The sequence below is a fragment of the Occallatibacter riparius genome, assembly GCF_025264625.1.
Classification (GTDB): Bacteria; Acidobacteriota; Terriglobia; order Terriglobales; family Acidobacteriaceae; genus Telmatobacter; species Telmatobacter riparius.
On the sequence record NZ_CP093313.1, the window covers coordinates 4,715,747 to 4,738,573 of the forward strand.

The following is a 22,827-nucleotide window of genomic DNA, read 5'->3' on the forward strand; positions in this document are numbered from 1 at the left end:
CGTACGCGTGTGTCGAGACCTTGAGCGAGTGCACCATTGCTGTGGGATCGCGCAGCGACACCCGGGAGCGAGCGCCTATACTTTCTTTTTGGTTGTTGATTGCGAGGAGCCTGAATGTCGTCAGCTGCAGTTGCCTTTGCGCGCGAAAACCATGCGCGATTCCTGGATGAGTTGAAGAGTTTGTTGCGGATTCCGTCGATTTCGACGCTGCCGGAGCACGCCGGCGATTGCCGCAAAGCCGCGGAGACGTTGGCCGCGGAGTTCCGGCGGATTGGGATGGAGAATGTGAGGCTCGTCGAGACCGCGCACGAGGGCGGGCACCCGATGGTCTATGCCGATTGGTTGCATGCGGCGGGCAAGCCGACGGTGCTGGTCTATGGGCACTACGATGTGCAGCCGGTAGATCCGATCGATGAGTGGCTCTCACCACCATTCGAACCGACTGAGCGGGATGGGAATGTGTACGCGCGCGGCGCGGTGGACGACAAGGGTCAGGTTTGGATGCAGGTGAAGGCGCTTGAGAGTCTGCTGGCAACGGGCGGACTACCGTTGAATGTGCGGGTGTTGCTCGAAGGCGAGGAAGAGGTTGGCGGCGAGGGCATTGCGGAGTACGTCGCGTCAAAGCCTGCCGATCTGAAGGCGGACTTCGCGCTGGTGAGCGATACCGAGATGTTCGCGCCTGACTTGCCCACTCTGTGCGTGGGACTGCGCGGCATGATCTATACCGAGCTTGAGGTGAAGGGCGCGAAGACCGATCTGCACTCCGGCATGTACGGCGGCGCGGCGCCGAATCCTTTCATGGCGCTGGCGCACATCCTCGCGAAGCTGAAGGACGAGAACGGGCGCATTCTGATTCCGGGCTTCTATGACGATGTGCTGCCGCCGAGCAAGGAAGAGCTTGCGGCGTGGAGGAGCCTGCCGTTCGACGAGGAGCACTATCGCCAGACCGAGGTGGGCTCGAAGACACTTGTAGGCGAAGAAGGCTATAGCGTCCTGGAGCGCACGTGGGCGCGGCCGACCCTGGAAGTGCATGGTATGCCGGGCGGATTTACGGGCGCTGGCGCGAAGACGGTGATTCCGGCGAAGGCGCTGGCGAAGGTCTCGATGCGCCTGGTGCCGAACATGACGCCGGCGAAAGCGTTTGAGCAGTACAAGGCGTATGTCGAAAAGATCGCGCCCGCAGGTGTAGATGTGACGGTTCGGCTGATTCACCAGGGCGATGCGTGTCTCATTCCGGTCAATAACAAGTACATCCAGGCAAGTGTGCGCGCCATGCACGAGGTTTGGGGCAAGGACACTGTGTTCATCCGTTCCGGAGGGTCGATTCCGATTGTGGGTGATTTCGACCGGCACCTTGGATTGTCGAGCGTGATGATGGGATTCGGCCTCCCCGATGACAATCTGCATGCGCCAAATGAGAAGTTCAATCTGAAGAACTTCCGGCTGGGGATCGAGTCGCTGATTCGCTTCCTGGAAGAAGCCGCGGCTTGAGCATTACCTGCGGTGCGGCGTGAGTGCGCTATTGTCGGCCGAAGGGTTCGTACTGGCGGGCGGCCAGTCGAGCCGCATGGGCCGGGACAAGGCTCTCCTCGAACTGGCCGGAAAGCCGCTCATTTTCAGGGCGCTAAACACGCTGCGGAGTGCGGGTCTGCTCGCGAAGATTGCGGGTGCAAAGGCAGACTTGAGCCCTTTTTCATCGGTAGTTCCGGATGAGATTACGGATGCGGGGCCGCTGGGTGGTATCTGCTCGGCGCTCGAAGTCGCGGAAGCCGACCTGATCGCGTTCTTGCCGGTCGACCTGCCGTTGATTCCTGCATCGCTGATTCGAATCCTGATCGAAGATGCAGGTCTGACTGGTGTGGCGGTGACGGTGCCTTCGCTGAACGGATTTGCCCAGACTTTTCCAGCGGTGGTGCGGCGGGAGGCGTCGCGCGTATTAAGGGCGGAACTGGAGGCCGGGCGCTTAGGCGTGTTCGCGGCGTTCCGTTCGTTGGGTGTGCGAGTTGTGCCGGTGGAGTTCGTCCCACTGAGCGATGAGCACGGCTGGCCTGCATATCGCTGGTTCTGGAATGTGAATACGCCGGAAGACCTCGCCAGAGTGGAATCTGCTTTGAGCGCCGGCTGAGGCTCTCATAGGTGTTCGCGTAAGCTGAAACATAGGGATGTCAGATCTGGTCAATTCGGGGAATGGGCTGAAAGCGCGCGCGGCGGAGGTCGCCGAGCCGGTCATCGTGTTCGAGAACGTCTTTATTTCGTTCAGCGGACGGCCGGTCCTGGAAGACGTGAGCTATCACGTCGGAAAGGGGCAGACGCTTTGCATCCTGGGCCGTAGCGGCGTGGGGAAATCGGTTTCGTTGCGGGTTTTGATGGGGTTTCTGAAGCCCGACGCGGGTTCGGTGCGGGTAGAAGGGCAGGAGATCACAGACCTGAGTGAGACGGAGATGAATGCGCTCCGCCGCCGGATCACAATGGTTTTCCAGAACGGCGCGCTGTTCGACTCGCTGACGGTGCGCGAGAACGTGGCGTTCCCGCTGCGAGAGCAGGGGGGCCTGGAAGAAGACCAGATCATGCAGGTGGTTGACCGGCTGTTGGATCTGGTGGGTGCATCGGATGTGGAGGGGCTGCTGCCGGCAAGCCTGTCAACGGGGCGCAGGCGTGCTGTGGCGATAGCCCGGGCGCTGGCGGCGCAGCCGGAGATCGTGCTCTACGACGAGCCGACCACGATGGTTGATCCGCTGATTGCGCGGCGGCTCGGCAGCATTATTCAGCGGCTAAAGAGCCAGCTTGGATACACCAGCATTGTGGTAACTCATGATATGCGGTTCGCGGAGCGGTTGGCGGACCTGGTGCTGTTCCTGCACCAGGGCAAGGCGCACTTCTTCGGACCGCTGAAGGCGTTCATGGAATCTCAGGATGAAGCAATCCAGCAATTTTTGACGCTCGATGCTTACGAACTGCCCATGGATTGAGTAGCTTGCGAGCGAATTGACAGTCGTAACGAAGTTTTCACTTGAAAGCGCGGCACCCGGGGCGCGATCCTGTAGGTGCACTGAACAGCAGTACAGAGAATCGCTCCGAAGCAATGGGCTCTTATATTGAAAGCGAGGAGCGCGGGATCTGCCTCTTTTGAACGTTTGATTTGTTCTCTTTGCTCCTTGGTGTGGGGACCCTCTTCTACGGATCGCGGATCTGGAACGATCGCGTCCCACATAAGCAACAAAGACCGGTGAGAAGAGCTTGGGCTATTTACTGCTGATCCTGCGTTGATGCCGGATCGGTTGACTTAGGTTGCGCCGGGCAAATCAGCCAGTGCTGTTCCTTGATCGCATGAAAAACGAACCAACGCGGCCGATGTCTTTGGCTGAAGCGAGTTGGGTATATGGTTACGTCGAACTCATGGCAGAGAATCGTGGCGACGGTCAGTCCCGCGGAGTGGGCGCAGCAATCGCCGGATGAGGCTTTCGGCGGTTATTCCGCGGGGGCAGCCAAACGTCTGCTTGATCTGAGCATGGCGGGATTGGGACTTGTAGTGCTATTCCCGCTGCTGGCGGTCATCGCGCTTGCGGTGAAGCTGGATTCGCGAGGGTCCGCGTTATTCATCTCGCGGAGGCTTGGAAGGAACGGCCGCGTGTTCCAATGCTGGAAGTTCCGTACCATGACGCAGGACGTGCAGGAGACGCGGCTGGGACTCTGGCTGCGCCGGCACGGGCTTGACGAACTACCACAGTTGATCAACGTGATCCGCGGTGAGATGAGCGTCGTGGGGCCAAAGCCGCTGATGGCATCGGAGTTCCCGAAGGAAACGGCATCTCGCTTGCGGCGGCTGCAGATGATGCCGGGAATGACCGGATTATGGGCTGTATCGGATGCGGAGTCCTCTCCGCTTACACCCTACATCTCGCCCGATGATGTTTATCGCAGGAACTGGAGCATTTGGCTGGACGTGATAATCGTGGCTAGGAGCATGGGCGCGGCGGTGGTTGGCCATTAGGCTTCCGCCCCGGGATTTAGACTGGAAGCGTGAAGATTGCGCTGGCGCAGATTGATCCCACCATCGGTGATTTCACAGGAAATCTTGCGAAGATTGTAGAAGTCAGCCGGCGTGCGGCCGAACAGGGCGCGCGGCTGGCGGTGTTCTCAGAGCTATGCGTCTGCGGCTATTTGCCGGCGGATTTCCTGGAGAAGCCGAGCTTTCTGGAGCGGTGTCGCACTGCTGTGGATGAGCTTGCGGCTGCCACGAGAGAGTTACCGGTAGCAATCCTGGTGGGGGCGGCATTGAAGGCTCCCGAGGGAGCAGGCAAGCCGGCGGTGAATGCCGCATTCCTCATCGACAAGGGCCAAATTCTGCTGGAGCAGCATAAGCGCCTGCTGCCGTTCTACGATGTCTTCGATGAACAGCGCTACTTCAGCGCCGGGAACTCGCAGAAAGTAGTGGAACTGGATGGCGTGCGCCTCGCAGTGAGCGTTTGCGAGGACGCGTGGAACGACAAGAATTTCTGGCCGCAGCCTATCTACTCCATCGATCCCATAGAAGAGCTGATGGCGCAGCACCCGCAGATTCACATCAACATCTCGGCGTCGCCTTACTGGCACGGCAAGCGCGCGGTACGGCGCAGGATGTTATCCGCGATTGCGAAGCGCGATGGCATTCCGGTAATGCTTTCGAACCAGGTGGGTGGAAACGACAGCCTGATCTGCGACGGATCGTCCCTGGCGATCAATGCGCAGGGCCAACTGGTGGCGCAGGCGAAAAGCTTCGACGAGGACCTGTTGATCGTAGATCCATTTACGGCGCCGGGGATCGCCGATCCAGATGAGGACGACACCGAGGGCGCGTATCACGCGCTAGTGCTGGGCACGCGCGACTATGTGCGCAAATGCGGATTCAAGAAGGCGATTGTGGCGCTGAGCGGCGGCATCGATTCGGCGCTGGTGGCGGCTATCGCTAAGGATGCGCTGGGAGCGGAGAATGTGCTGGGTATTGGGATGCCAAGCCCATATTCTTCGCAAGGTTCGATCGACGACAGTAAACGGCTGGCTGCGAACCTGAGGATTCGCTTCGAAGTGATCGGCATCAGCAATTTGTTTAGCGGATTTACCGAGGCCTTGGAACCGTTCTTTGCCGGCAAAGCGGCGGACCTGACGGAGGAGAATATTCAGCCGCGCATTCGCGGAACGCTGTTGATGGCGCTGTCGAACAAGCTGGGCGCGCTGGTGCTGACCACGGGCAACAAGAGCGAAATGGCTGTGGGCTACTGCACGCTCTACGGCGACATGGTGGGAGCACTGGCGGTAATCGGGGACTTGATGAAATTGCGCGTGTATGCGCTGTGCCGCTGGCTCAATCGCGATGGCGAGGTAATTCCGGAGGCGATTCTCACCAAGCCGCCGTCGGCGGAACTGCGGCCGGGGCAGATGGATACGGACTCGCTGCCGCCCTACGAAGTACTCGATCCGATTCTCGAGGCATATGTCGAGCGGTACGAGACGCCCGAAGCAATTGCTGAGACTCACGGATTTTCGCGGGACATCGTCCAACAAGTGGTGCGGCTGGTCGAGCGGTCGGAGTACAAGCGGCAGCAGGCTGCGCCGGTATTGAAGGTTACGTCGAAGTCGTTCGGCATGGGGCGCAGGTTTCCCATTGCCGTGAAGGTTCAGGTATAAGGATCGAGGGACAAGGATTCCGGTGCCGGTTGGTCCTGCTGTGGCGCGCCCCCAAGCAGGGAAGAGATAATAGAAGCATTCGCTCGAAGGAGAAGGATTTGATTCGTCAACTTGGCCGTTTTGCCAGCTTCGCCGCGCTGGCCGTATCCACCACCACATTTGTGGCTGTCGCGCAGCAGGACCAGCCGAAGCAGGTTCCCCCGGCGCCGGCACAGGCCCAGGCACCCTCAGCACCCGCGCCCACAGCCGAGGCGCCCAAGTTTCCCCCGCCGGATCCGAAGAACTTTACGGCCGATAAGCCGACCAAGCAGGACATCGATGCCTTCCTGACGGCAAGCTGGGGCTACGATCAGAATCGCGTGTGGGAGGTGGCCGCGATCCTCAAGACTCCCGTGGAAGGCCTCAGCAAGGTAGTTGTTTACGTGGGCGACAAGACCGGGCAGCAGAAGCCGAGCGCCTTCGGGTTCTTTGCATTGCCTGACGGCAAGCACATTATTGCGGGCGACGACGTGTATCCGTTTGGCGCAAAGCCCTATGTGGAAGCGCGTGCGAAGCTGCAGGCCGATGCCAACGGGCCGTATCGCGGCGCTGCGGAAAAAACGCTCGAGCTGGTGGAGTTCGCTGACTTCCAGTGCCCGCACTGCAAGGAAGTGCAGGCCAACATGGACAAGCTGGCGACGGATTATCCAAAGGCTCGCATTGTCTTCCAGAACTATCCCCTGGAGCGCATTCATCCGCAGGCCAAGCAGGCGGCTGAGTACGGCGAGTGCGTAACCAAGCTCGGCGGCAACCAGGCGTTCTTCACGTTCGCGAATGCGGTGTTCGAGGGACAGGACGGCCTAAATACGGCGGACGGCGCGCAGTTGACTCTGAACAGCGCGGTCACAAAGGCGGGACTGGACCCCGCGAAGGTGGATGCCTGCTCGAAGACTCCGGAGACGGCGGACGCGGTTGAAAAGTCGGTGAAGCTGGCGCAGGATCTCAACATCAACCAGACGCCCACGCTGGTGATCAACGGGCGGCAGGTGCCGATCGGTGCGGTGCCGTACGACATGATCAAGAAGATCATCGACTACCAGGCAAAGATGGACGGGATCGGACAGTAGCGTTTTTGGTCGGGAGCAAAGCCCCATGCCTGGCAGGCGTGGGGCTTTTGCTTTTCCGCGCCCAAAATCACATGCCCATTGAAGGGGATCGCTCGTGGTGAGCATGAGAGCGTACTCGAAGAAGAAGCAGCGAAAAGGCGCATGCATGAAGGCGATTCTGTCGTCTTTCGCGATACCGAATACGTCTATCTTCACAGGTCTCTTCCCCTGCCACGCACGCGATCCGCATCACTCTGCGGACCAGATTTGTGTGACTTGAGACCGTGGGGCTCGCTTGCTTCGATTTCCGAGACTGATGAGTGGTACGCTGCGCGCACTCGGCTGGCGCGCTCTCATGTTGATTGCGTCCACGGTGGCGATCTTGGCGGCCGGAACGGTGCGCATGACTTCCGTCGCTTCAGCTGAGCGGACAGAACCGCCGCCACCGAGCGCCTACGCGGGTGATGCGGCATGTGCGCAGTGTCATGCGCAGCAGGCATCAACTTATGGTGTGACTCCGCATGCGAAGGATTCCGCAGTTGCTGACAAACACCATATTCTCGGCAGTTTCAGCGATGAACACAATGTGCTGCGTACAGCGAATCCCAACCTGATTATCGCCATGACCCGCGAGCCCAACGGATTCTTCCAGAGTGGCATCAACATCAGCGATCCGAAGCATCCCACGGGAGAGGCAGAGCGGTTTGACATCGTCATCGGCTCGGGACGCCACGGACAAACGTACCTGTACTGGGACGGGGATCAGCTCTACGAGCTCCCCGTTTCGTACTCGACCTGGAAGCATGAATGGGCGATGAGTCCGGGGTATCCGCCGGACAAGGTGCATTTCGACAGGCCGGTTGTGCCGCGTTGCCTTGAATGCCATAGCAGCTACTTCCAGTGGTTGAATCCTCCAGCGAATCGATTCGCGAAGGACAGCCTGGTGCTGGGCATTGGCTGCGAGCGGTGCCATGGCCCGGGGGCTCTGCACGTGGAGCGGGAGCGTTCTGCTGCTCCTCCGCCGCGCGGCTCGGAGCAGGAAGCGATTGTTAATCCGGCGAGCCTGACGCAGGAGCGGCAAATGAGTCTCTGCTCTCTGTGTCATGCGGGTGCAGTCGCTCCAATTGGCGCGCCGATGCGGTTTGTGGCTGGCGACAATATCCGCAATTATCTGGAGATTCTGCCGCCGAGTCCCGATGCGCCGGTGGATGTGCATGGCAATCAGGTGGGTGCTCTGGAACAGAGCAAGTGCTTTGGTTCCGGCAAGCTGACCTGCTCGACCTGCCACGATGTGCATCGGGTCCAGGAGAACGCGGATTCGTTATCCAACCATTGCCTGACCTGCCACAAGATGCAGACCTGCGGAACTTACAAGAAGCTGGGCGCGTATATCCAAACGCGGTGTGTGGAATGCCACATGCCGGTGCAGGATTCTGCGAAGATCACCTTCAGTGAAGGCACGAACACGCTGCGCGCCGAGTTGCGCTCGCATCGAATCGCGATCTATAGCGACGTCTCGGAGAGGGTGGAGCGCCGCCTGCAAAGAAAATGACGCGAACTGAAATCGCGTCGTACCGATGGCAGAACTGGGCTACACTGTTGCCGCAGCAGAACCGTGTCCAAGAGGCACCTGAAAGGTGAATGAGCAACATGAAGAATCTACTTCGAGGCGTAGTGGCGTTTTCCGTTTTTATGGGTTCAGTCGCATTGAGCGCGCAGACTGCTGACGAGGTCGTCAGCAAGCACCTTGAGGCGATTGGCGGCAAAGACTCAATCGCGCAGGTAAAGTCGATGTCGATGGATACCTCGGTCCAGGTGATGGGCAATGATGCCCCGTCGAGCATCGTCGTGGTGGATGGTGTTGGCTACAAGTCGGAGACCGACTTTAACGGCTCGAAGATCATCCAGTGCTACAACGGCAAAGGCGGATGGACGGTGAACCCCATGGCCGGAGCGGCTGACCCCACCCCGATGAGCGACGACGAATACAAGTTGGGGAAGGACCAGATCTACGTCGGTGGCGCGCTTTATGACTATGCCGCCAGGGGCAGCAAGGTCGAGTTGGTCTCAAAGGATGCGGACACCTACAAGATCAAGGTGACGCCCAAGGATGGGACCGAGAGTGTGTACACGATCGACGCCAAGACATACTACGTGAAGTCTGTGGCAGGTAAGGCGCCGATGCAGGGGCAGTTGGTGGATTTGACGACGAACTTCTCCGACTACCGCAAGACGGATGGCGGCTTCGTGATTCCTTACTCGATGGATATCGATTTTGGCGGACAGTTCCAGCTCAGCATCACGGTGAAAAAAGTCGAAGTGAATAAGACGATCGATCCGGCGATCTTCGAAATGCCGAAGGCAGCCGCTCCGGCGAGCGCGCCGGCAAAATAGGCGAGTCAAGTTTTCACGTAAACGGGAGGGCTGCCGCGCTGCGGCGGCCCTTTTATTTGGCGTTATCGATTCCCCTGCGTGCGCTCGACGCGGTACATGGGCGTGTGCCCTGCGGCATGAGGGCTGCGCAGCACGTGCGGCGTAATGATGATGAGGAGCGTGGCAGAATTGACTTGGTCGTTCTTCTGGGTGACGTTGTTGAGGCCGGGAATCTCGCTGAGTCCGGGCCAGCCGCTGATGGCACGGCTCTCGGTCCTGTCGATCTCGGCGGCGAGGACGACACCTTGGTTGACCGGCACCGTGACCGCGCCGGTGTAACTGCGGTTGGCCAGAATGGGCACGTTGTTGATGGCGCTCCCAGCAAGGGCGGTGATCTTCATGTCGAGGGTCATGGCCACGTCGCCGGAGCGCAGCACGCGCGGCCGCGCCTTGAGTGTCAGGCCAAGGTCTTCGTACTGGAACTGCGGGATGTTGGAGGCGCCTCCGGTGAAGTTGGCGAGCAGCGAATTGAGACCGCCGGAGGTGCCGGGAAGAGTAACGCCCGCCAGCCCGGAGCCGGCGATGCCCAGGTTCGAGAAGGTCGACGTCATGATGGGATAGCGCGTTCCACTCTTGAGCGTGCCCTCTTCGCCGTCTTCCAGGCGCAGCGTGGAGCTCTGGAGGGCGCGCGACTCCGATGAGTTGAGACTGAGGTTCACCGTTGCGATGGTGCCAGGCGTGACCCCCGTTAGGGTCAAACCTCCACCGAAGACAAAGAAGCCATTCTGAAAGATCGAACTGGAGACCGCCCCGGAGGCGATGAGAATGGCGAGGATGGCGAGTGTGTCGCCCGGCGAAGCGAGCCCGGAGGCGATGATCTGCTGGATCAGCGCCTGGTTCTGCTGGAAGATGGACTGCACTTCAGAAGTGACATTGAATGCGGTGAGCGTTTGCATTGGCTGAATGCCCGTGTTCAGTCCACGATTGTGTGCCAGTTGGATCATGCGTACATCGAGGAGGACTTCGCTGCGGCCTTCGGAGAGATTGTCGAAGGTGGCATTAAAGGCGTTGAGCGTATCCGTGGGGCCACGCAGGACGATGGTTGCAGCGCTTTGATCGACGTTCAACTGGCGCACATCGAAGACATTGCGCGCGATGTTGCCAATCTCTGTCATGTCGTTCGTCGACATGCCGGAGAGGTAAACCGTATCGACTGCATTGCGCTCGTATTGCATGCGATTAGCGACCGTGTTGCGCGCGACCAGCACTCGATGCATGTCGATGGGCACGTAGAACGAATTGCTCATCAGCATGAGCGCGCGCGAGGCCTGGGTGAAGTCGACGTCATCAATATCGAAGCGGACGCGATCGCTGCGCACGGTGCTATCAATGGTGGCGTTGATTCCGTAGGCGGTGAAGACCTGCTGAATAACCTGCCGCGCGCTGCTGTGCAGGTGAAAACTCTGAGTGCCCGGTTTGGGCAGGATCTCGATAGGACCACCCAATGCAGGCGCTCTAGAGGCCAGCTCAAGAGCAGTCGGCTGGCGAATGGCGGCATCGGCCAGGCCGCGCATGCGATCGGCAACACCGGTGTTCTGCGGATCGAGCTGCTGCGCGCGCTCGAGCGCGGCGCGCGATGCGGCGAAGTCGCCCCTGATTTGATTCTTGGTGGACTCCTGAATGAGCGCCGTCACCGCATGGCTCCGCGCGACTTCTGCGGCGAGCGCGTAGTTGGGATTGGTCGGATCCAGTTCGGCGGCCTGGCGGTTGAGCTCCATCGCCTTTTCGAACTGCTGCGCCTCGTAGAGTGACGCGGCCTGCATATAAAGCTTCGTGGCACGGCGACGCTCGGAGGTCGTAGGTAGCTTGGTGTTCTTCGCCGGTTGCGTCTCGGCCGGCTTTGAAGCTGCGTCTGCCGGCGTTGCGGGTGCGGGCGATTGGGCCTGCGCTGATGTGAGCGCGGCCACCAGCACAAGGCTCACGAAGCGCTGAAGAGTGGAGAAACGCGGCTGGTTCATGTGGCGCTCTCATCGTTGCCGCGCGTGTATACCAGAAGATCGGCGAGGGTGGTGGCGCAGGCTTCAGGATGAAGCGCTTGCAGCTCTTCAAAGCTCGACCGGCCGGTGGCAACCGCGATTACGGGAAGGGAATTGGCGTGTGCGGCTGCGATGTCGCGCGGAGTGTCTCCCACGACGCAAACGCGTGCGGTGGGCCCTGCCAGCTCTCTGGCCTTTTGAGCGGCGTGCCCGATCAGCTCGGAGCGCACCGGGAAGTTATCGCTGAATCCGCCGAACCGGAACCACTCGCGCAAACCGGCATGTTCCACCTTGAGCCAGCCGATCACTTCGAGGTTACCGGTGGCGACTCCAAGGAGCTTGCCGCGCGCCGCGAGATGGCGCAGCGCGTCTTCAACGCCGGGCATGCGCACCAGTTCCATCTCATGGCGCTGGGCCGTGACACGGTCGCACATGGCTTCAAGAATGGCCGCAGTTTGCGACTGAAGCACATCTGCTGGAATACCGGCCTGCTCGCACGCTTCGCGCAGAATGCCGGTATCCGTGTTGCCCTGAAGCGCGATGCCTTCGAGCGAAACCTCGAAGCCGAGGATGCGCTGGACGCTGTGGGCAAAAGAGTTGACGTGAATGCGGTCGCGGCTGCGCAAAAGAGTGCCGTCAATATCGAACAGATAGGCGTCCTGCTCGTCCCACATGAAACCGGGGGCGATGGCTATCTGTGGCTTCGGTATGGCTTCTTGAATCCGGGTCTCCATCGAATACGGCGCAGTATCCAGTTTACGGAATGAGACCGGGCTTGTGGGGAAACCGGGACGTGTGGTCCCACCCCGAACGCAAAAAGCAACCTTAGGATGGGCAACGAACGGCGCCCGGTCCCTACAGCAAACAGGCTCGAATTTCCGCAGACGGATCAGCCCTGGCGAAGGCCGTGGCGTATCGCGCTGAATACAGGACGCTCGGAGCGTGGCGGACGCTTGAGGCTGGCGCGCACTTCGGCGAGACTGAGACCCAGCTCAGCCATGGCGCGGCTGAGGGTGTTGCGGTGCATACCCAATTCTTCGGCGGCTTTGCATTGATTCCCGCGATGGGAAATCAGGACCTCGCGGAGGTATTGCCTCTTGAATTCCTTGACAGCATCTTCATAGCGGATTCCGCTGGAATGCATCTGTGTTACCAGGCTGTCCAGTTCTCGTCTCAACTTGCACCTCTCGCGCTTCCTGATAGATTGCCACAACCGCCAAGACTGCACACTGCTAAAACAAACACATCAACTCTGCCCCGGATGCAGCCAGCGCGGAGACTCCGCCTCCCACGCTCGCAATCCGCTACGAACCCGCTCGCCGAGCTCGGCCGGCGTAACGTTGGCGCTCACGTGACATGCTCCGAAGAACATGCGCGGCAGCCGGGCATCTGCGATCCAGTGGGCTTGCGGGAAAAATGCCACAACCACCAGAATGCCGATGATGACCAGCAACGCTCCCTGGAAAAAGCCGAACACAGCGCCGGCAAGGCCGTCGAGCCACCCCAGACCGAGCAGGCGAAGCGTTTTGGCCAACAGGTTTCCGATCAGGCCGATAACGGCCATCACGGCAATTGCGATAAGCAGAAAGGCAATTGTATTCGCAACGGCCGGAATTTTGACAAGCGGCAGAAACAAAGAGGCAACTTTTCCGTAATTCCAGGCCGCAGTGACAAGTCCGAGAATGACACCGAGCAGTCCGCAGACTGAACGGAAGAACCCCTGGGCCAGTCCGGCAAGGACTGCGCACGCCAGGATAATGACAACTCCCCAATCGACTGCCGTCATTCGGCCATGCTCCGCGTTACGCGTAATTCTAAGGTCAGAGATTTAGATGCCGGCCAGTGAGGAGCCGGAACGCCTCGAGGTACTTCTCCTGTGTGCGAGCGGCCACATCATCAGGTAGCGAAGGAGCTGGCGCCTGCTTGTTCCAGCGGATCGACTCAAGATAATCGCGTACAAACTGTTTGTCGAATGAGGCCTGAGCGCCGCCGGGATGCCAGAGCTTTCCATCCCAGAAGCGCGAAGAATCAGGAGTGAGCACTTCGTCGGCCAGGATGATGCGTCTGCCGCCGGATCCGTCCTCGACGGTGCCGAATTCAAACTTGGTATCAGCGAGAATGAGGCCGCGCGACTCGGCATGTGCGGCAGCCTTTGCATAGATCGCCATGGTCAGGCGGCGGAGTTCGTTGGCATCCGCGGGGCCAACGAGCTCGGCAACGCGGTCGAAGGGAATGTTTTCATCGTGTGCGCCGTCCTGGCTTTTGGTCGCGGGAGTGAAGATCGGTTCGGGCAGCCGCGAACCGTCTTGAAGACCGGCAGGCAGCGGAATGCCGCACACGGTGCCCTCGGCCTTGTATTCCTTCCAGCCGGAGCCGGCCAGGTAACCGCGCGCCACGCATTCAACCGGGAACATCGTCGCGCGCCTGACCAACATGGAGCGGCCCTCAAGCTGATCGCGATAAGGCTGCAACTCGGCAGGGAAGTCGTTCACGTCGGCGGAGATGATGTGGTTGGGAACAATGTCCGCGAGCAGGTCGAACCAGAACAGCGAGATCTGCGTGAGGATTTTGCCCTTGCCAGGAATTCCGGTGCCCAGGACGTGATCGAATGCAGAGATGCGATCCGTGGCGACGAGCAGAAGATTGTCGCCTACAGCATAGAGATCGCGGACCTTTCCGCGGCCAAGGAGAGGAACGTTTCCAAGATCAGTTTTGATGAGGGCGCTCAAGGCGGGGCCTTTCGTAAGACGGCTTGAAGTCTCGATTTTCGAGCGGACGGCGGGGTTTGTCAAACGGGCAAATCACCGGCATGTGAGATGGCATGGGCCCGCGCTGGAACGTTGAAGATGCTCATTTTATTCGTGAACAAACCTGTGTGACGGCCGTCACGGATTGATTGGTTACGATAGGCGAAACTCCAGTTGTCAACATGGTTCGAGAGGCGTGTAGTAAGGCCTCTCTAGAGCCGGGCGACACGAGACAGCCGTGGAAAGGGGAAGCCGCAGCTGAGCTCGTTCTAAGGGATCGCCAGTAGCCGCGCACTACCGACCTCCAGTGCCGGCTACTGGTCCCCGTTCGCTATCTTGTGACACGCAAGCGCCTCCGAAGCGACGATTTCCTTCGGAGGCGATTTTTTTGTAAACGTGACGCAAGTGCTTACGAATTCCATATGCTCCTCGAAGTTGCGTCTTAAAGGATGCGGCGCAATCCCGGCACGCGCACGAGTGGATCGGCGACAAGCCAGCAGGCTGCGACCGCGATTGACCCAGTGCATGCCCACTTGATCATCGGCAGCGCAGCCCAGGATCGCAGCAGCAGCGCAGCCCCAACCAGCAGAACTGGATGGATGATGTAAGCGGCATAGGCGCGACGGTCAAGCCACAACCACATAGGCGTCTTCACATTGGTGTATTTGCGAAACGCGAGCAGAAATGCGGCGATGAAACCCCACGCCACGAACGGCTCCCACACTGCCCAAAAGATCGCTGCCCAGGGCATGCCCTTCGCGAAGCTCACTGCCGACCACGTGTCGGGCGTGCGATCGAGCGAGAGATGAATGGGCATCAGCACCCAGAGAAACGGAAGGCTCAGTATCCACCAGCGCGCACGCGCCCATGTAAGCTGGCGCAACCAATCGTGCCGCCATGCAGCCACGCCGACGGCGAACAGAAAGATGTAGCTCGAAAAGAAGCCGATCTGCAGGCCGAGAGCATTTTTGCCGACAGGGTACCGCACGCGAAAGAGCACCGCCACCGCGCCTACCACCACTGCGCTTGCCAGCCACCACACAGACCGCGGAACCGACGAGCTGTCACGGCGCGCCTGATTGAGCGGAGTTCGTGTCAGCCAGCGATAGACGCAGTAAGCAACACTGAACATCAACAACGCCTGGGTGAACCACAGAGGGCCGTTAACGAAATACATTCCCTTCCAGACGCTCAGCATCGTCTGCCAGAAGTCCCGTCCCTGTGCCGTCTGCGCCATGGCAATCGTGAGCGGTCCGAGAAATATGCAGAAAGCGAGCAGCGGCAGGCCAAGGCGCAGGAGGCGGTCGGCGATGAACCGCGCGTAACCCTTGCGCTCCAGCGAAGGCGGTGTGAAGTAACCCGCAAGCAGGAAGAAGAACCCCATGAAGTACGCCTGGCTGGTGAGCACGAACAGCGAAAGGATTTGGCTCGATAGCGCTTCTGAATGCTTCACTTCGAAATAGAACCAGCCTCCGACGCTGCCGTAAGTGATGGCGCAATGAAACACGATCACCTGCATGGTGAGCACGGTGCGCAGGTGGTCAATGTAGTATTCGCGCTGCGGCGGGTTTTCCTGCCTGGCGAATTGATCCCGGATAACTCGCGGTTCCACAATGGCGGTAGTCATAGGATTCTCCGAAGTCCCGGCATTCGAACAAGCGGGTCGGCGATGAGCCAGCAGATCGCGCAGCTAACTGTGCCGGTCACAGCAAATTTGACGAGTGCGGGTGCTGTCCATAGATGCAGCAGAATAGTGATGCCCACCAGGATCGGCGGGTGAATGATGTACACCGCGTAGGCGCGGCGATTGAGCCATGACCAGAACGCGGAAGGTTGGTTGCCGAATCGCCGCATGAACAGTAGCCACGCGGCGATGAATCCCCAGGCCACGAATGGCTCCCAGAGCGCATAGAGAGCGGCATGCCACGAGATGCCACCGGCAAAATCACCCTTGCTGTGCGTGATCTGCGCGACAGCCACGCCGGCAGGCATCAACGGAAGCGCGATTGCGCCGGCATAGATGGCGGTCTTTGCGTTGTTCCAGTTGAGTTGACGGATCCAGTCGTAACGCCACGCGGCGATCCCCGCCGCGAAGAGAACGATATACGTTGCGAAGTAGCCGAGCTGCAGCGAAGCGATGTTCACACCGACGTGAATGAATTGCCGGATCGCAAATGCGCCGATGCCGGTAAGTAGCGCGCTCAAGAGCCATATCCCGGCGCTGGGCACTGGCCGCGGCGTGCGCTCAGCTCCGGCAAGCGGCGCGCCGAACATTGCCCGCCAGCCGCAATAGGCTAGGCAGAAGATGAGCAGGGCTTCTGCAAACCATAGCGGTCCGGGGATGAGAATGAAATGTTGCGCGAGATAAGGGAAGACCTCCCAGAAGCGCCCCGTATCGGCTGCATGCGCGATAGCTGCGGTGAGTGGACCGAGAATCAGAATGAACCCGAGCAACGGCAGACCGAGGCGTGTGAAGCGGTCGCGCAGGAAGGCTCCGTACCCCTTCCGCTCCAGCGAGGCCGGCGTGAAGTATCCGGCCAGCAGGAAGAAGAACCCCATGAAGTAAGCCTGATTGATGGTGCAGAACTGGATGAGCACCTGGCTTGAGATCGCTCGCGAAGGCTTCAGCTCATACCAGAACCAGCCTCCGATGGCTCCATAGGTAATGGCCGTGTGATGCAGAATGACGAAAGCCGTCATGATGCTGCGCAGGCGATCGATGTAAAGGTCCCGAGGGCGGCTCAGCTTGATAGCCGCATCGGCAGCGGCTTCGATTGTGCGTTCTTGCGTGGCTTCCGGCATGAGCCATGATACGCAGAGACGCTTGTGCTGGTTCGAACAGAGCATGAAAAATCCCAGGCCTCAATTGAGACCTGGGATTTTCAGAATCAGGGACGAAACGAGTTAGTACTTCACAATGGACGCGAACGAATCGGGCTTGAGGCTGGCGCCGCCGACCAATGCGCCGTCAATCTCTTCCTGTCCGATGAGCGCTGTGGCGTTGTCGGGCTTCACGCTGCCGCCGTAGAGAATACGCATGTTGGCCGCGACGTCCGAACCTAGCAGGCTGGACACTTCCGCGCGAATGATGCGATGCGCATCGGCAGCCATTTCCGGCGTGGCGGTCTTCCCGGTGCCGATAGCCCACACGGGCTCGTAGGCGATCACGATGGAAGAGATGACCTCGGCAGCCAGGCCTTTGATGCCAGCGAATGCGCCGTTCACCTGAATCTTCAGCACGCTTGCTGTCATGCCGGCTTCGCGCTCTCCCAGCACTTCACCAATGCAGACTACTGGCACAAAACCGTGCTTGAGCGCGGTGTGCAGCTTCTTGTTGACGATGTCGTCAGTCTCGCCGAAGTACTGGCGACGTTCAGAGTGGCCGATGAGCGTATGCGTTCCGCCAATGGCGGCGAGCTGGCTGGCGGAGGTTTCGCCGGTGTAGGCGCCTTCTTCTGCAAAGTGGATATTCTGCGCCCCGATGGCGATACTGGAGCCGCGCGCCGCTTCGACTACTGTGGGCAGCAGCACAGGCGACGGGAACAAGGCGATCTCGTCACGTGTGTGGTCGGCAACGAGAGGCAAAAAAGCATCCACAAACGCCTTGGCTTCGGCAGGCGTCTTGTACATCTTCCAGTTGGCAGCAATCAAGGCTTTTCGAGACATGTGTTGTTGTTCCTCATGTCCGATTTTAGAGGACGGATTCGCGGCGCAGCGTGACGCGGGGCACACGATGAGCGTGTCCCCTGTTTGCCCGATCAGGCGCTAGTGGTGAAACCTGGGCCGCATATGCCAGTGATGCGCTTTGCGCGGTCGCTCCGCGACTCGATTCGTCAGAGTCGTGAGGCCGGCGCCCAATGCTGCCACGATCACAATCGCGATCGATAGAACGGCGAAATGTGCCTGTGCGCGAGTGTGCATAAGTTGCGGAATGTAATTGAGGATCAAATAGGAAACCAGCCACCACAGTCCCAGAACCAGTGCGAAGCTGGCGGCCGAGAGAAGAGTAGCAACGCCTACAATCGTTGCCCGGCGTTTCACGGAGCGCCCCTCAAGGGAATGCCACTTGCCGGGGAAAGCATTGGCATCACGATCCCTTTGTGATCAGTGACTATAGCGCGATCGGAGCGAGGGTTCAAGCGGGCAACGGGCGCGACCGGAGCCATGCTCGGCGCGCTTCCGGTCTGTATTTTTTTAATTCCCCGACGCAATTTGCCGGGTATACACTTACTCCTCCGGGTCATGTTGTTGGACGAAACCGTGATTAAGTTCGGTTCGCCCAGGGAATCCCCGCTCCTTACGCTGACCTTCCTGTTTTGTTGCCCGACGATAGAAACCGGCCCCCTCGCGTCCGAGAGAAGACGGATTTCAACCAGTTGGAGATGAGTCATGCGAATCAATCAGACCTTGCTGGCGGGCCTTTGCCTTCTGGCAACCGCGGCGATGTACGGCCAGACAGCCTCTGTGCAGCGCAACCCTAAACAGAACAAACTGGGTCCCATGAGCTTCAGTTACGATGCTCAGCACGATCAGATCGTGCCGAATGGCATACAGCTGAATGCGCACGCAGCCAACATCAACATCACGCCCACCACCGGCAGGATCGAGGTGACGGTGAACATCAACCCCCAGAGCCACTTCGATAAGGGCACGAAGTTTCACTGCTCGTTGCTCGTAATAGGTGGTGAGATCGACACTACGGATGGCGTTGTCGGCGGCGGAATCGAAACCACTAACTCTGTGGCGAAGAAAGATACCTGCACTCTGACCATTCCGTACTCCTGGACCATCCCGCCAGACTCCGGCGCTTCTTCTGGAATGATCCTTGCGGTCGGCGTATCGGCCGTCCAGGGTGGTGAGCCCGGTCATTCGGGGCACGACGCCGAATGGAACGGCAATGGCGGCGGAATGGTCGTCCGCACTTCGCTGCAGGTAGGCGGTGTGGAGGCGCTTCCGCCTAACGGTTCAACCACCTCGATCACGTTTGAAATTGTGCTGTAAAAGAGTTCGTTCTAGGAAAAGCACCTTGAGAACTTGGGCCCGCGCCTCGAAGTGGTCCGGCCAAATGTATCTACGCTGAACGGAAGGACAGATTTGCCGGCAACTCGATCGATACGAGCGTGCCACGTCCGGGATTGCTGACTACCGTGAAGCGCGCCTCTGTGCCGTAGAGGACCTCGAGGCGCTCCTGCACGTTCTTCATCCCGATGCCGTTGCCGGTGCGCTTCAACGCCGAATCGGGCCGCGCCACGATGCCCACGCCGTCGTCAGCGACTTCGATCATCACCCGCTCGCCCTGCAGACGGCTGCGCAGCGTAACGGTGCCGCCATTGATGCGCGGTTCGAGTCCGTGCTTGATGCTGTTCTCAATCAGAGGCTGCAACAGGATGCTCGGCACCAGCACGTCGAGCGTCAGCGGATCAATCTCCTTTTCGACGCGCAGCTTGTCTGCGCCGAAACGCACCACTTCGATATCGAGGTAGTCGTCCGTGAAGCTGAGCTCCTGGCTCAACGGCACGTAGGTGTCGTGTTCCTTCAGCAGGGCGCGCAGAATATTCGCGAGCTTCACGGTCATTTGTCGTGCCAGCTCGGGTTTCACCCGCACAAGGGATGCAATCGAGTTCAGCGTATTGAACAGAAAGTGCGGATTGATCTGCCGCTGCAGCGCGTCAAGGCGTGCCTCGAGCAGCAGACGCTCCTGCTGCTTGAGCTTGATCTCGACGCGGAGGGTGTTCCATACCTTGAGCACGATTCCGACGACGACGGGCGCGCAGAGCCAGACCAGCACCTGCAACTCCCACCGATTGGTGTTGAGCGCGAACAAGCGCCGAGGATGCATGCGGCCGATCCATTCACGCACGATCTCCAGCACCACGATGACGAAGAGCATCAAAAACTGGCGATCGACGCGCAGCTGGCGCAGGTTGCGCCGGACCCAGCGATAAAGGCTCAGGTCAATGAAGGGCGTGAAGCCCCAGATCTCTTCGCGCTCCACGAAGCGGCCCAGCGTGCCGGCGGCGAAGCCGAGCGCGGCATAGAAGGGAAGCGAAAGGTATTCGCCATGGATCATGGCGGGCCCGGAGAGCACGATGCCGCCCAGCATCGCCCACCACGGGCCGACTATCAGGCCCAGCAGAATTACGGTTTCAAACGAAATGTCGGCGGCCAGAAAGTTGGAGACCGTGGTGCGAACCCACACACCCAAGGTCAGCGGCACTAGCAGGAACGCCAGCAGACCGACGGTTTGGCGGGCGCTTCGCCGCTCGGCGAAAAGCAGACGCTGGAAGGTGTGCGCCCGCGCCAGCGCGCTGGCCACCGACGCGGCCACGCCCAGCTTGACCAGCAGCGTGATCAGAATGAGGGTGTTGGTCACGCTTGTATCCTACCCGCTGGCCGGCCTCGTAACCAATCTACGCAGCCCCGTATGCAACGGCGCCGCACTTGCTGCTTCTTCAAGTGCCGCTCGAGCATCTGTGATGGATGACGCGGCGACAAATCCTTGGGCCGGTAGAATGGGAATATGGAGTTTGAAAGCGTAAATAAGGTGGCACAGGCGGCCTTTCCTACCCGCTGGGGCAGTTTCCAGATCATGGGCTTTGAGGGCATTCTGCCCTCGGCACGCCCGTGCTGCGAGCATGGCGAAGCGTCGGGCAAGCGCGTGGAGGGCCTGGTCGCCCTGGTGATGGGAGACATCCACGGCGCTCCGCCGGTGGTGCGTATCCACTCGCAATGCCTGACGGGGGACGTGTTCGGATCGCTGCGCTGCGACTGCCGGCTGCAGCTTGAGCTGGCGCTCAAGAAGATTGCCGACGAGGGCGCGGGCATTCTGCTCTATGAGCAGCAGGAGGGCCGCGGCATCGGCCTGATGGCCAAGCTGAAGGCCTACGAGCTGCAGGACCAGGGCTTCGACACGGTTGAGGCCAATGTGGAACTCGGCTTTGCGCCTGACTGCCGTGCCTATGAGCTTCCTGCCGAGGTGCTCAAGCTACTCGGCGTTCCAGCGGTGCGGCTGATCACCAACAATCCGGAAAAGGTGGCGGCACTGCAGTCCGCGGGCATTGAAGTGGTGGAGCGGGTCAGTGCCGAAGTCGAAGCGCAAGATACCTTCGAGCGCTACCTCAGGACCAAGCAGGAGAAGATGGGACACATACTCGATTCGATTCCCGATGCGCTGGTGGGCGAGGAGTAGCGCTTAATTGGCTGTGTAGCCCGCCATCCTTGCGCGGCGCCACCATGGCGTGCGCAAGGATGACCGGGAGATGAAGTTCGTTCAGGCTGCCGTGGTGCGGCTGAAGATGCTGCGGCTCCTGATGGATGCCGGCCAGGTGTCCAGGTCGCTGGGCTGCGCGCTGATGGGTGGAATGCGCGGTGGCTGGTGGATGTGACTTATCGGTGGCAACGCTCTGACACTGCTTGCGTCATCCGCATCGATAGGCAGTTCGTCGCAGAAAGGCGAATGCGAGGTCGCATTTGACGCGCTTACGGTCATTGGTTCAAAGAGGTCGACAAAAGCTGACAACTGAACAGGCGTCATGCGTTCTACCAGGTCATGAGCCTGTTGCCTTGCAGGAGCGGGGGGTGGCAACATGGTTCTCTCTCCTGGGCAAACATGCTTGCGCCAGTCAAGCACCGCTGTCAATAGGGGTGTTCACGGGGTCTTCGCGCCAGCGGCGCGGGCCAGCAGTCCGAGCATTGGCAGTGCGACTGCAACGCAATAAAGGGCTCCGAGAGTCCAATTCAGCCACCTCGTGGGGTGATTGATCCAGTAGCAGAGCAGCGCCGAAAGCAGCAGCGCTTGCGGAACAATCTCAAGATAGCCGCGCATCTGCATCAGCACCGGTGTGGTGGTGAAGATGAACCCTTCCAGTGAGCCTGAAGGCGCGGCGAAGGTGCCAAGAATTCCGATGCCGATCAGCATCCATGCCATGCGCAGCCAGCCGTTCTTCCGGCCGAAAAACTGCTCCCGGAACAGGTAGAAGATTGAGGCGAAGAGAATTCCGCGGAAGATCTGCAGCGGCGCACCCAGCATGATCCACAGGGAATCGAACGGGCGCAAGCCTGAGTTGGGCTGGTTGAAGATCTGCTCGTAATGCAGGAAGTGCGCAGCCAGCGCGCCCATCAGCATGTAAGTGACTGTATGGCAGACGACCGTCTTTGCCGCCAAAGGCAGAAAACGGGGTTGCGGCTCTTGCATGGCAACGCTCCGGCGCTTTTGGATTTTGCGAAATCCTAACGTACCGTCCTATGCGCAGCTATGAGCGCGGTCACAATGCGATGTGAGAGGCGACGGTCAGGCTTCGGCGCGCAGCGCCCTGAGCAGCTTGGCTGTTGTAACCACCTGGCCGGTGTGGCGCTGGGTGTGATCGGCCACGTGGATCAGTGCACCGCCCATGCTGGTGGGCAACTGTTTGCGGCCTACACCGCGCAGCTCATCATAATTACCGCCGGCGAGCGTTCGAACACGGGTTTCGGCCGAACTGAACGCGGATTCGAGCTCAGCCAGAAGCTCAGCGAGTGTTTCGGCGCCGGCCTGCTCCGCCTTCATCGCGGCGAGCTGGTCCGGCGTTAGCTGACCGCCTTCGGCATAAGTGAGGATGCGGTCTGTGGAGCGCGCAATGTGCTTGATGTGAAACGACACGGCACTGAGACCCAGCGGCTGCGCGTGGACCTCGGTGTCGGTCAGCCCGTCGGTCCACTTGCGGATGTCGTCGAGCGCAAGCTCAAGCGCGTGCAGCACGGCGCGACCCACGGCCGGAACGTCGGTGTGCGTTCCGCGGAGCCAGGGCTCCGTGTAAGGGGCGGATACGGGGGAAGAATTCATCGGCAACTCTCCGGTACTGGATGGGCGCGGACGCCTCATCCAGTTTCAAGGACGACTTGGCGGTTGTGCAAATTGCAGAAAGACGCGGGCCGCCACTCCAC

General features: G+C 60.0%; 23 protein-coding genes. 11 read left to right on the plus strand and 12 right to left on the minus strand.

Annotated features, from left to right (window positions below):
• The first annotated feature begins 114 nt into the window (after window positions 1-114).
• The 8 genes from MOP44_RS19120 to MOP44_RS19155 all read left to right on the plus strand — a co-directional run bounded on the left by MOP44_RS19120 (window position 115) and on the right by MOP44_RS19155 (window position 9,143).
• Window positions 115-1,491 (plus strand): dipeptidase, encoded by a 1,377-nt coding sequence (locus MOP44_RS19120; RefSeq protein WP_260791848.1) that lies wholly within the window; start codon window positions 115-117, stop codon window positions 1,489-1,491.
• Between the two features lie 19 nt (window positions 1,492-1,510).
• Window positions 1,511-2,125, plus strand: coding sequence for a molybdenum cofactor guanylyltransferase (gene mobA / locus MOP44_RS19125; RefSeq protein WP_260791849.1), 615 nt, complete (start codon window positions 1,511-1,513; stop codon window positions 2,123-2,125).
• Between the two features lie 37 nt (window positions 2,126-2,162).
• Window positions 2,163-2,969 (plus strand): ABC transporter ATP-binding protein, encoded by an 807-nt coding sequence (locus MOP44_RS19130; RefSeq protein ID WP_260791850.1) that lies wholly within the window; start codon window positions 2,163-2,165, stop codon window positions 2,967-2,969.
• 410 nt (window positions 2,970-3,379) lie between these two features.
• On the plus strand, window positions 3,380-3,991 hold the full coding sequence (locus MOP44_RS19135; protein WP_260791851.1) for a sugar transferase: 612 nt from the start codon (window positions 3,380-3,382) through the stop codon (window positions 3,989-3,991).
• Window positions 3,992-4,020: 29 nt separating this feature from the next.
• Window positions 4,021-5,664, plus strand: a complete 1,644-nt coding sequence (locus MOP44_RS19140; protein WP_260791852.1) for an NAD+ synthase — start codon at window positions 4,021-4,023, stop codon at window positions 5,662-5,664.
• A 98-nt stretch (window positions 5,665-5,762) separates the two neighbouring features.
• A complete protein-coding gene (locus MOP44_RS19145) occupies window positions 5,763-6,770 on the plus strand; it encodes a DsbA family protein (RefSeq protein ID WP_260791853.1) in 1,008 nt (335 codons plus the stop codon).
• Between the two features lie 295 nt (window positions 6,771-7,065).
• Window positions 7,066-8,301, plus strand: coding sequence for a cytochrome c family protein (locus MOP44_RS19150; protein WP_260791854.1), 1,236 nt, complete (start codon window positions 7,066-7,068; stop codon window positions 8,299-8,301).
• Between the two features lie 98 nt (window positions 8,302-8,399).
• Window positions 8,400-9,143, plus strand: a complete 744-nt coding sequence (locus MOP44_RS19155) for a LolA-like protein (protein ID WP_260791855.1) — start codon at window positions 8,400-8,402, stop codon at window positions 9,141-9,143.
• Window positions 9,144-9,205: 62 nt separating this feature from the next.
• Here the strand turns inward: MOP44_RS19155 and MOP44_RS19160 are convergent, their stop codons facing one another.
• From MOP44_RS19160 to MOP44_RS19200, 9 genes are all read right to left on the minus strand, one after another.
• Window positions 9,206-11,140, minus strand: coding sequence for a hypothetical protein (locus tag MOP44_RS19160; protein WP_260791856.1), 1,935 nt, complete (start codon window positions 11,138-11,140; stop codon window positions 9,206-9,208).
• Window positions 11,137-11,892, minus strand: coding sequence for an HAD family hydrolase (locus MOP44_RS19165; RefSeq protein WP_260791857.1), 756 nt, complete (start codon window positions 11,890-11,892; stop codon window positions 11,137-11,139). The genes MOP44_RS19160 and MOP44_RS19165 overlap by 4 nt, the downstream gene beginning before the upstream one ends.
• A 155-nt stretch (window positions 11,893-12,047) precedes the next feature.
• Window positions 12,048-12,335 (minus strand): helix-turn-helix domain-containing protein, encoded by a 288-nt coding sequence (locus tag MOP44_RS19170; RefSeq protein WP_260791858.1) that lies wholly within the window; start codon window positions 12,333-12,335, stop codon window positions 12,048-12,050.
• A 69-nt stretch (window positions 12,336-12,404) separates the two neighbouring features.
• Window positions 12,405-12,944 (minus strand): CvpA family protein, encoded by a 540-nt coding sequence (locus MOP44_RS19175; RefSeq protein WP_260791859.1) that lies wholly within the window; start codon window positions 12,942-12,944, stop codon window positions 12,405-12,407.
• Between the two features lie 34 nt (window positions 12,945-12,978).
• Entirely contained in the window at window positions 12,979-13,887 is a 909-nt protein-coding gene (locus MOP44_RS19180; protein WP_260791860.1) for a phosphoribosylaminoimidazolesuccinocarboxamide synthase, read from the minus strand.
• 460 nt (window positions 13,888-14,347) lie between these two features.
• Window positions 14,348-15,532 carry an acyltransferase family protein gene (locus tag MOP44_RS19185; RefSeq protein ID WP_260791861.1) on the minus strand — a complete coding sequence of 395 codons (1,185 nt, stop codon included), beginning with the start codon at window positions 15,530-15,532 and terminating at the stop codon, window positions 14,348-14,350.
• Window positions 15,529-16,707, minus strand: coding sequence for an acyltransferase family protein (locus tag MOP44_RS19190; RefSeq protein ID WP_260791862.1), 1,179 nt, complete (start codon window positions 16,705-16,707; stop codon window positions 15,529-15,531). The genes MOP44_RS19185 and MOP44_RS19190 overlap by 4 nt, the downstream gene beginning before the upstream one ends.
• A 102-nt stretch (window positions 16,708-16,809) precedes the next feature.
• The gene (gene tpiA, locus MOP44_RS19195; protein ID WP_260791863.1) at window positions 16,810-17,571 is read right to left on the minus strand and encodes a triose-phosphate isomerase; all 762 of its coding nucleotides are present in this window, start codon (window positions 17,569-17,571) and stop codon (window positions 16,810-16,812) included.
• Window positions 17,572-17,670: 99 nt separating this feature from the next.
• Window positions 17,671-17,946, minus strand: coding sequence for a hypothetical protein (locus MOP44_RS19200; protein WP_260791864.1), 276 nt, complete (start codon window positions 17,944-17,946; stop codon window positions 17,671-17,673).
• A 348-nt stretch (window positions 17,947-18,294) separates the two neighbouring features.
• On the opposite strand from MOP44_RS19200, the gene MOP44_RS19205 reads away from it, so the two are divergent.
• Window positions 18,295-18,906, plus strand: coding sequence for a hypothetical protein (locus tag MOP44_RS19205; RefSeq protein WP_260791865.1), 612 nt, complete (start codon window positions 18,295-18,297; stop codon window positions 18,904-18,906).
• A gap of 70 nt (window positions 18,907-18,976) precedes the next feature.
• Here MOP44_RS19205 and MOP44_RS19210 read toward each other — a convergent pair whose 3' ends face one another.
• A complete protein-coding gene (locus MOP44_RS19210) occupies window positions 18,977-20,278 on the minus strand; it encodes a sensor histidine kinase (RefSeq protein WP_260791866.1) in 1,302 nt (433 codons plus the stop codon).
• 147 nt (window positions 20,279-20,425) lie between these two features.
• On the opposite strand from MOP44_RS19210, the gene ribA reads away from it, so the two are divergent.
• Window positions 20,426-21,094 (plus strand): GTP cyclohydrolase II, encoded by a 669-nt coding sequence (gene ribA, locus MOP44_RS19215; protein WP_260791867.1) that lies wholly within the window; start codon window positions 20,426-20,428, stop codon window positions 21,092-21,094.
• A gap of 70 nt (window positions 21,095-21,164) precedes the next feature.
• Window positions 21,165-21,290 carry a hypothetical protein gene (locus MOP44_RS19220; RefSeq protein WP_260791868.1) on the plus strand — a complete coding sequence of 42 codons (126 nt, stop codon included), beginning with the start codon at window positions 21,165-21,167 and terminating at the stop codon, window positions 21,288-21,290.
• A 263-nt stretch (window positions 21,291-21,553) separates the two neighbouring features.
• Here MOP44_RS19220 and MOP44_RS19225 read toward each other — a convergent pair whose 3' ends face one another.
• On the minus strand, window positions 21,554-22,099 hold the full coding sequence (locus MOP44_RS19225; protein WP_260791869.1) for a hypothetical protein: 546 nt from the start codon (window positions 22,097-22,099) through the stop codon (window positions 21,554-21,556).
• A 96-nt stretch (window positions 22,100-22,195) separates the two neighbouring features.
• Window positions 22,196-22,726 carry a DinB family protein gene (locus MOP44_RS19230; protein WP_260791870.1) on the minus strand — a complete coding sequence of 177 codons (531 nt, stop codon included), beginning with the start codon at window positions 22,724-22,726 and terminating at the stop codon, window positions 22,196-22,198.
• Window positions 22,727-22,827: the final 101 nt, after the last annotated feature.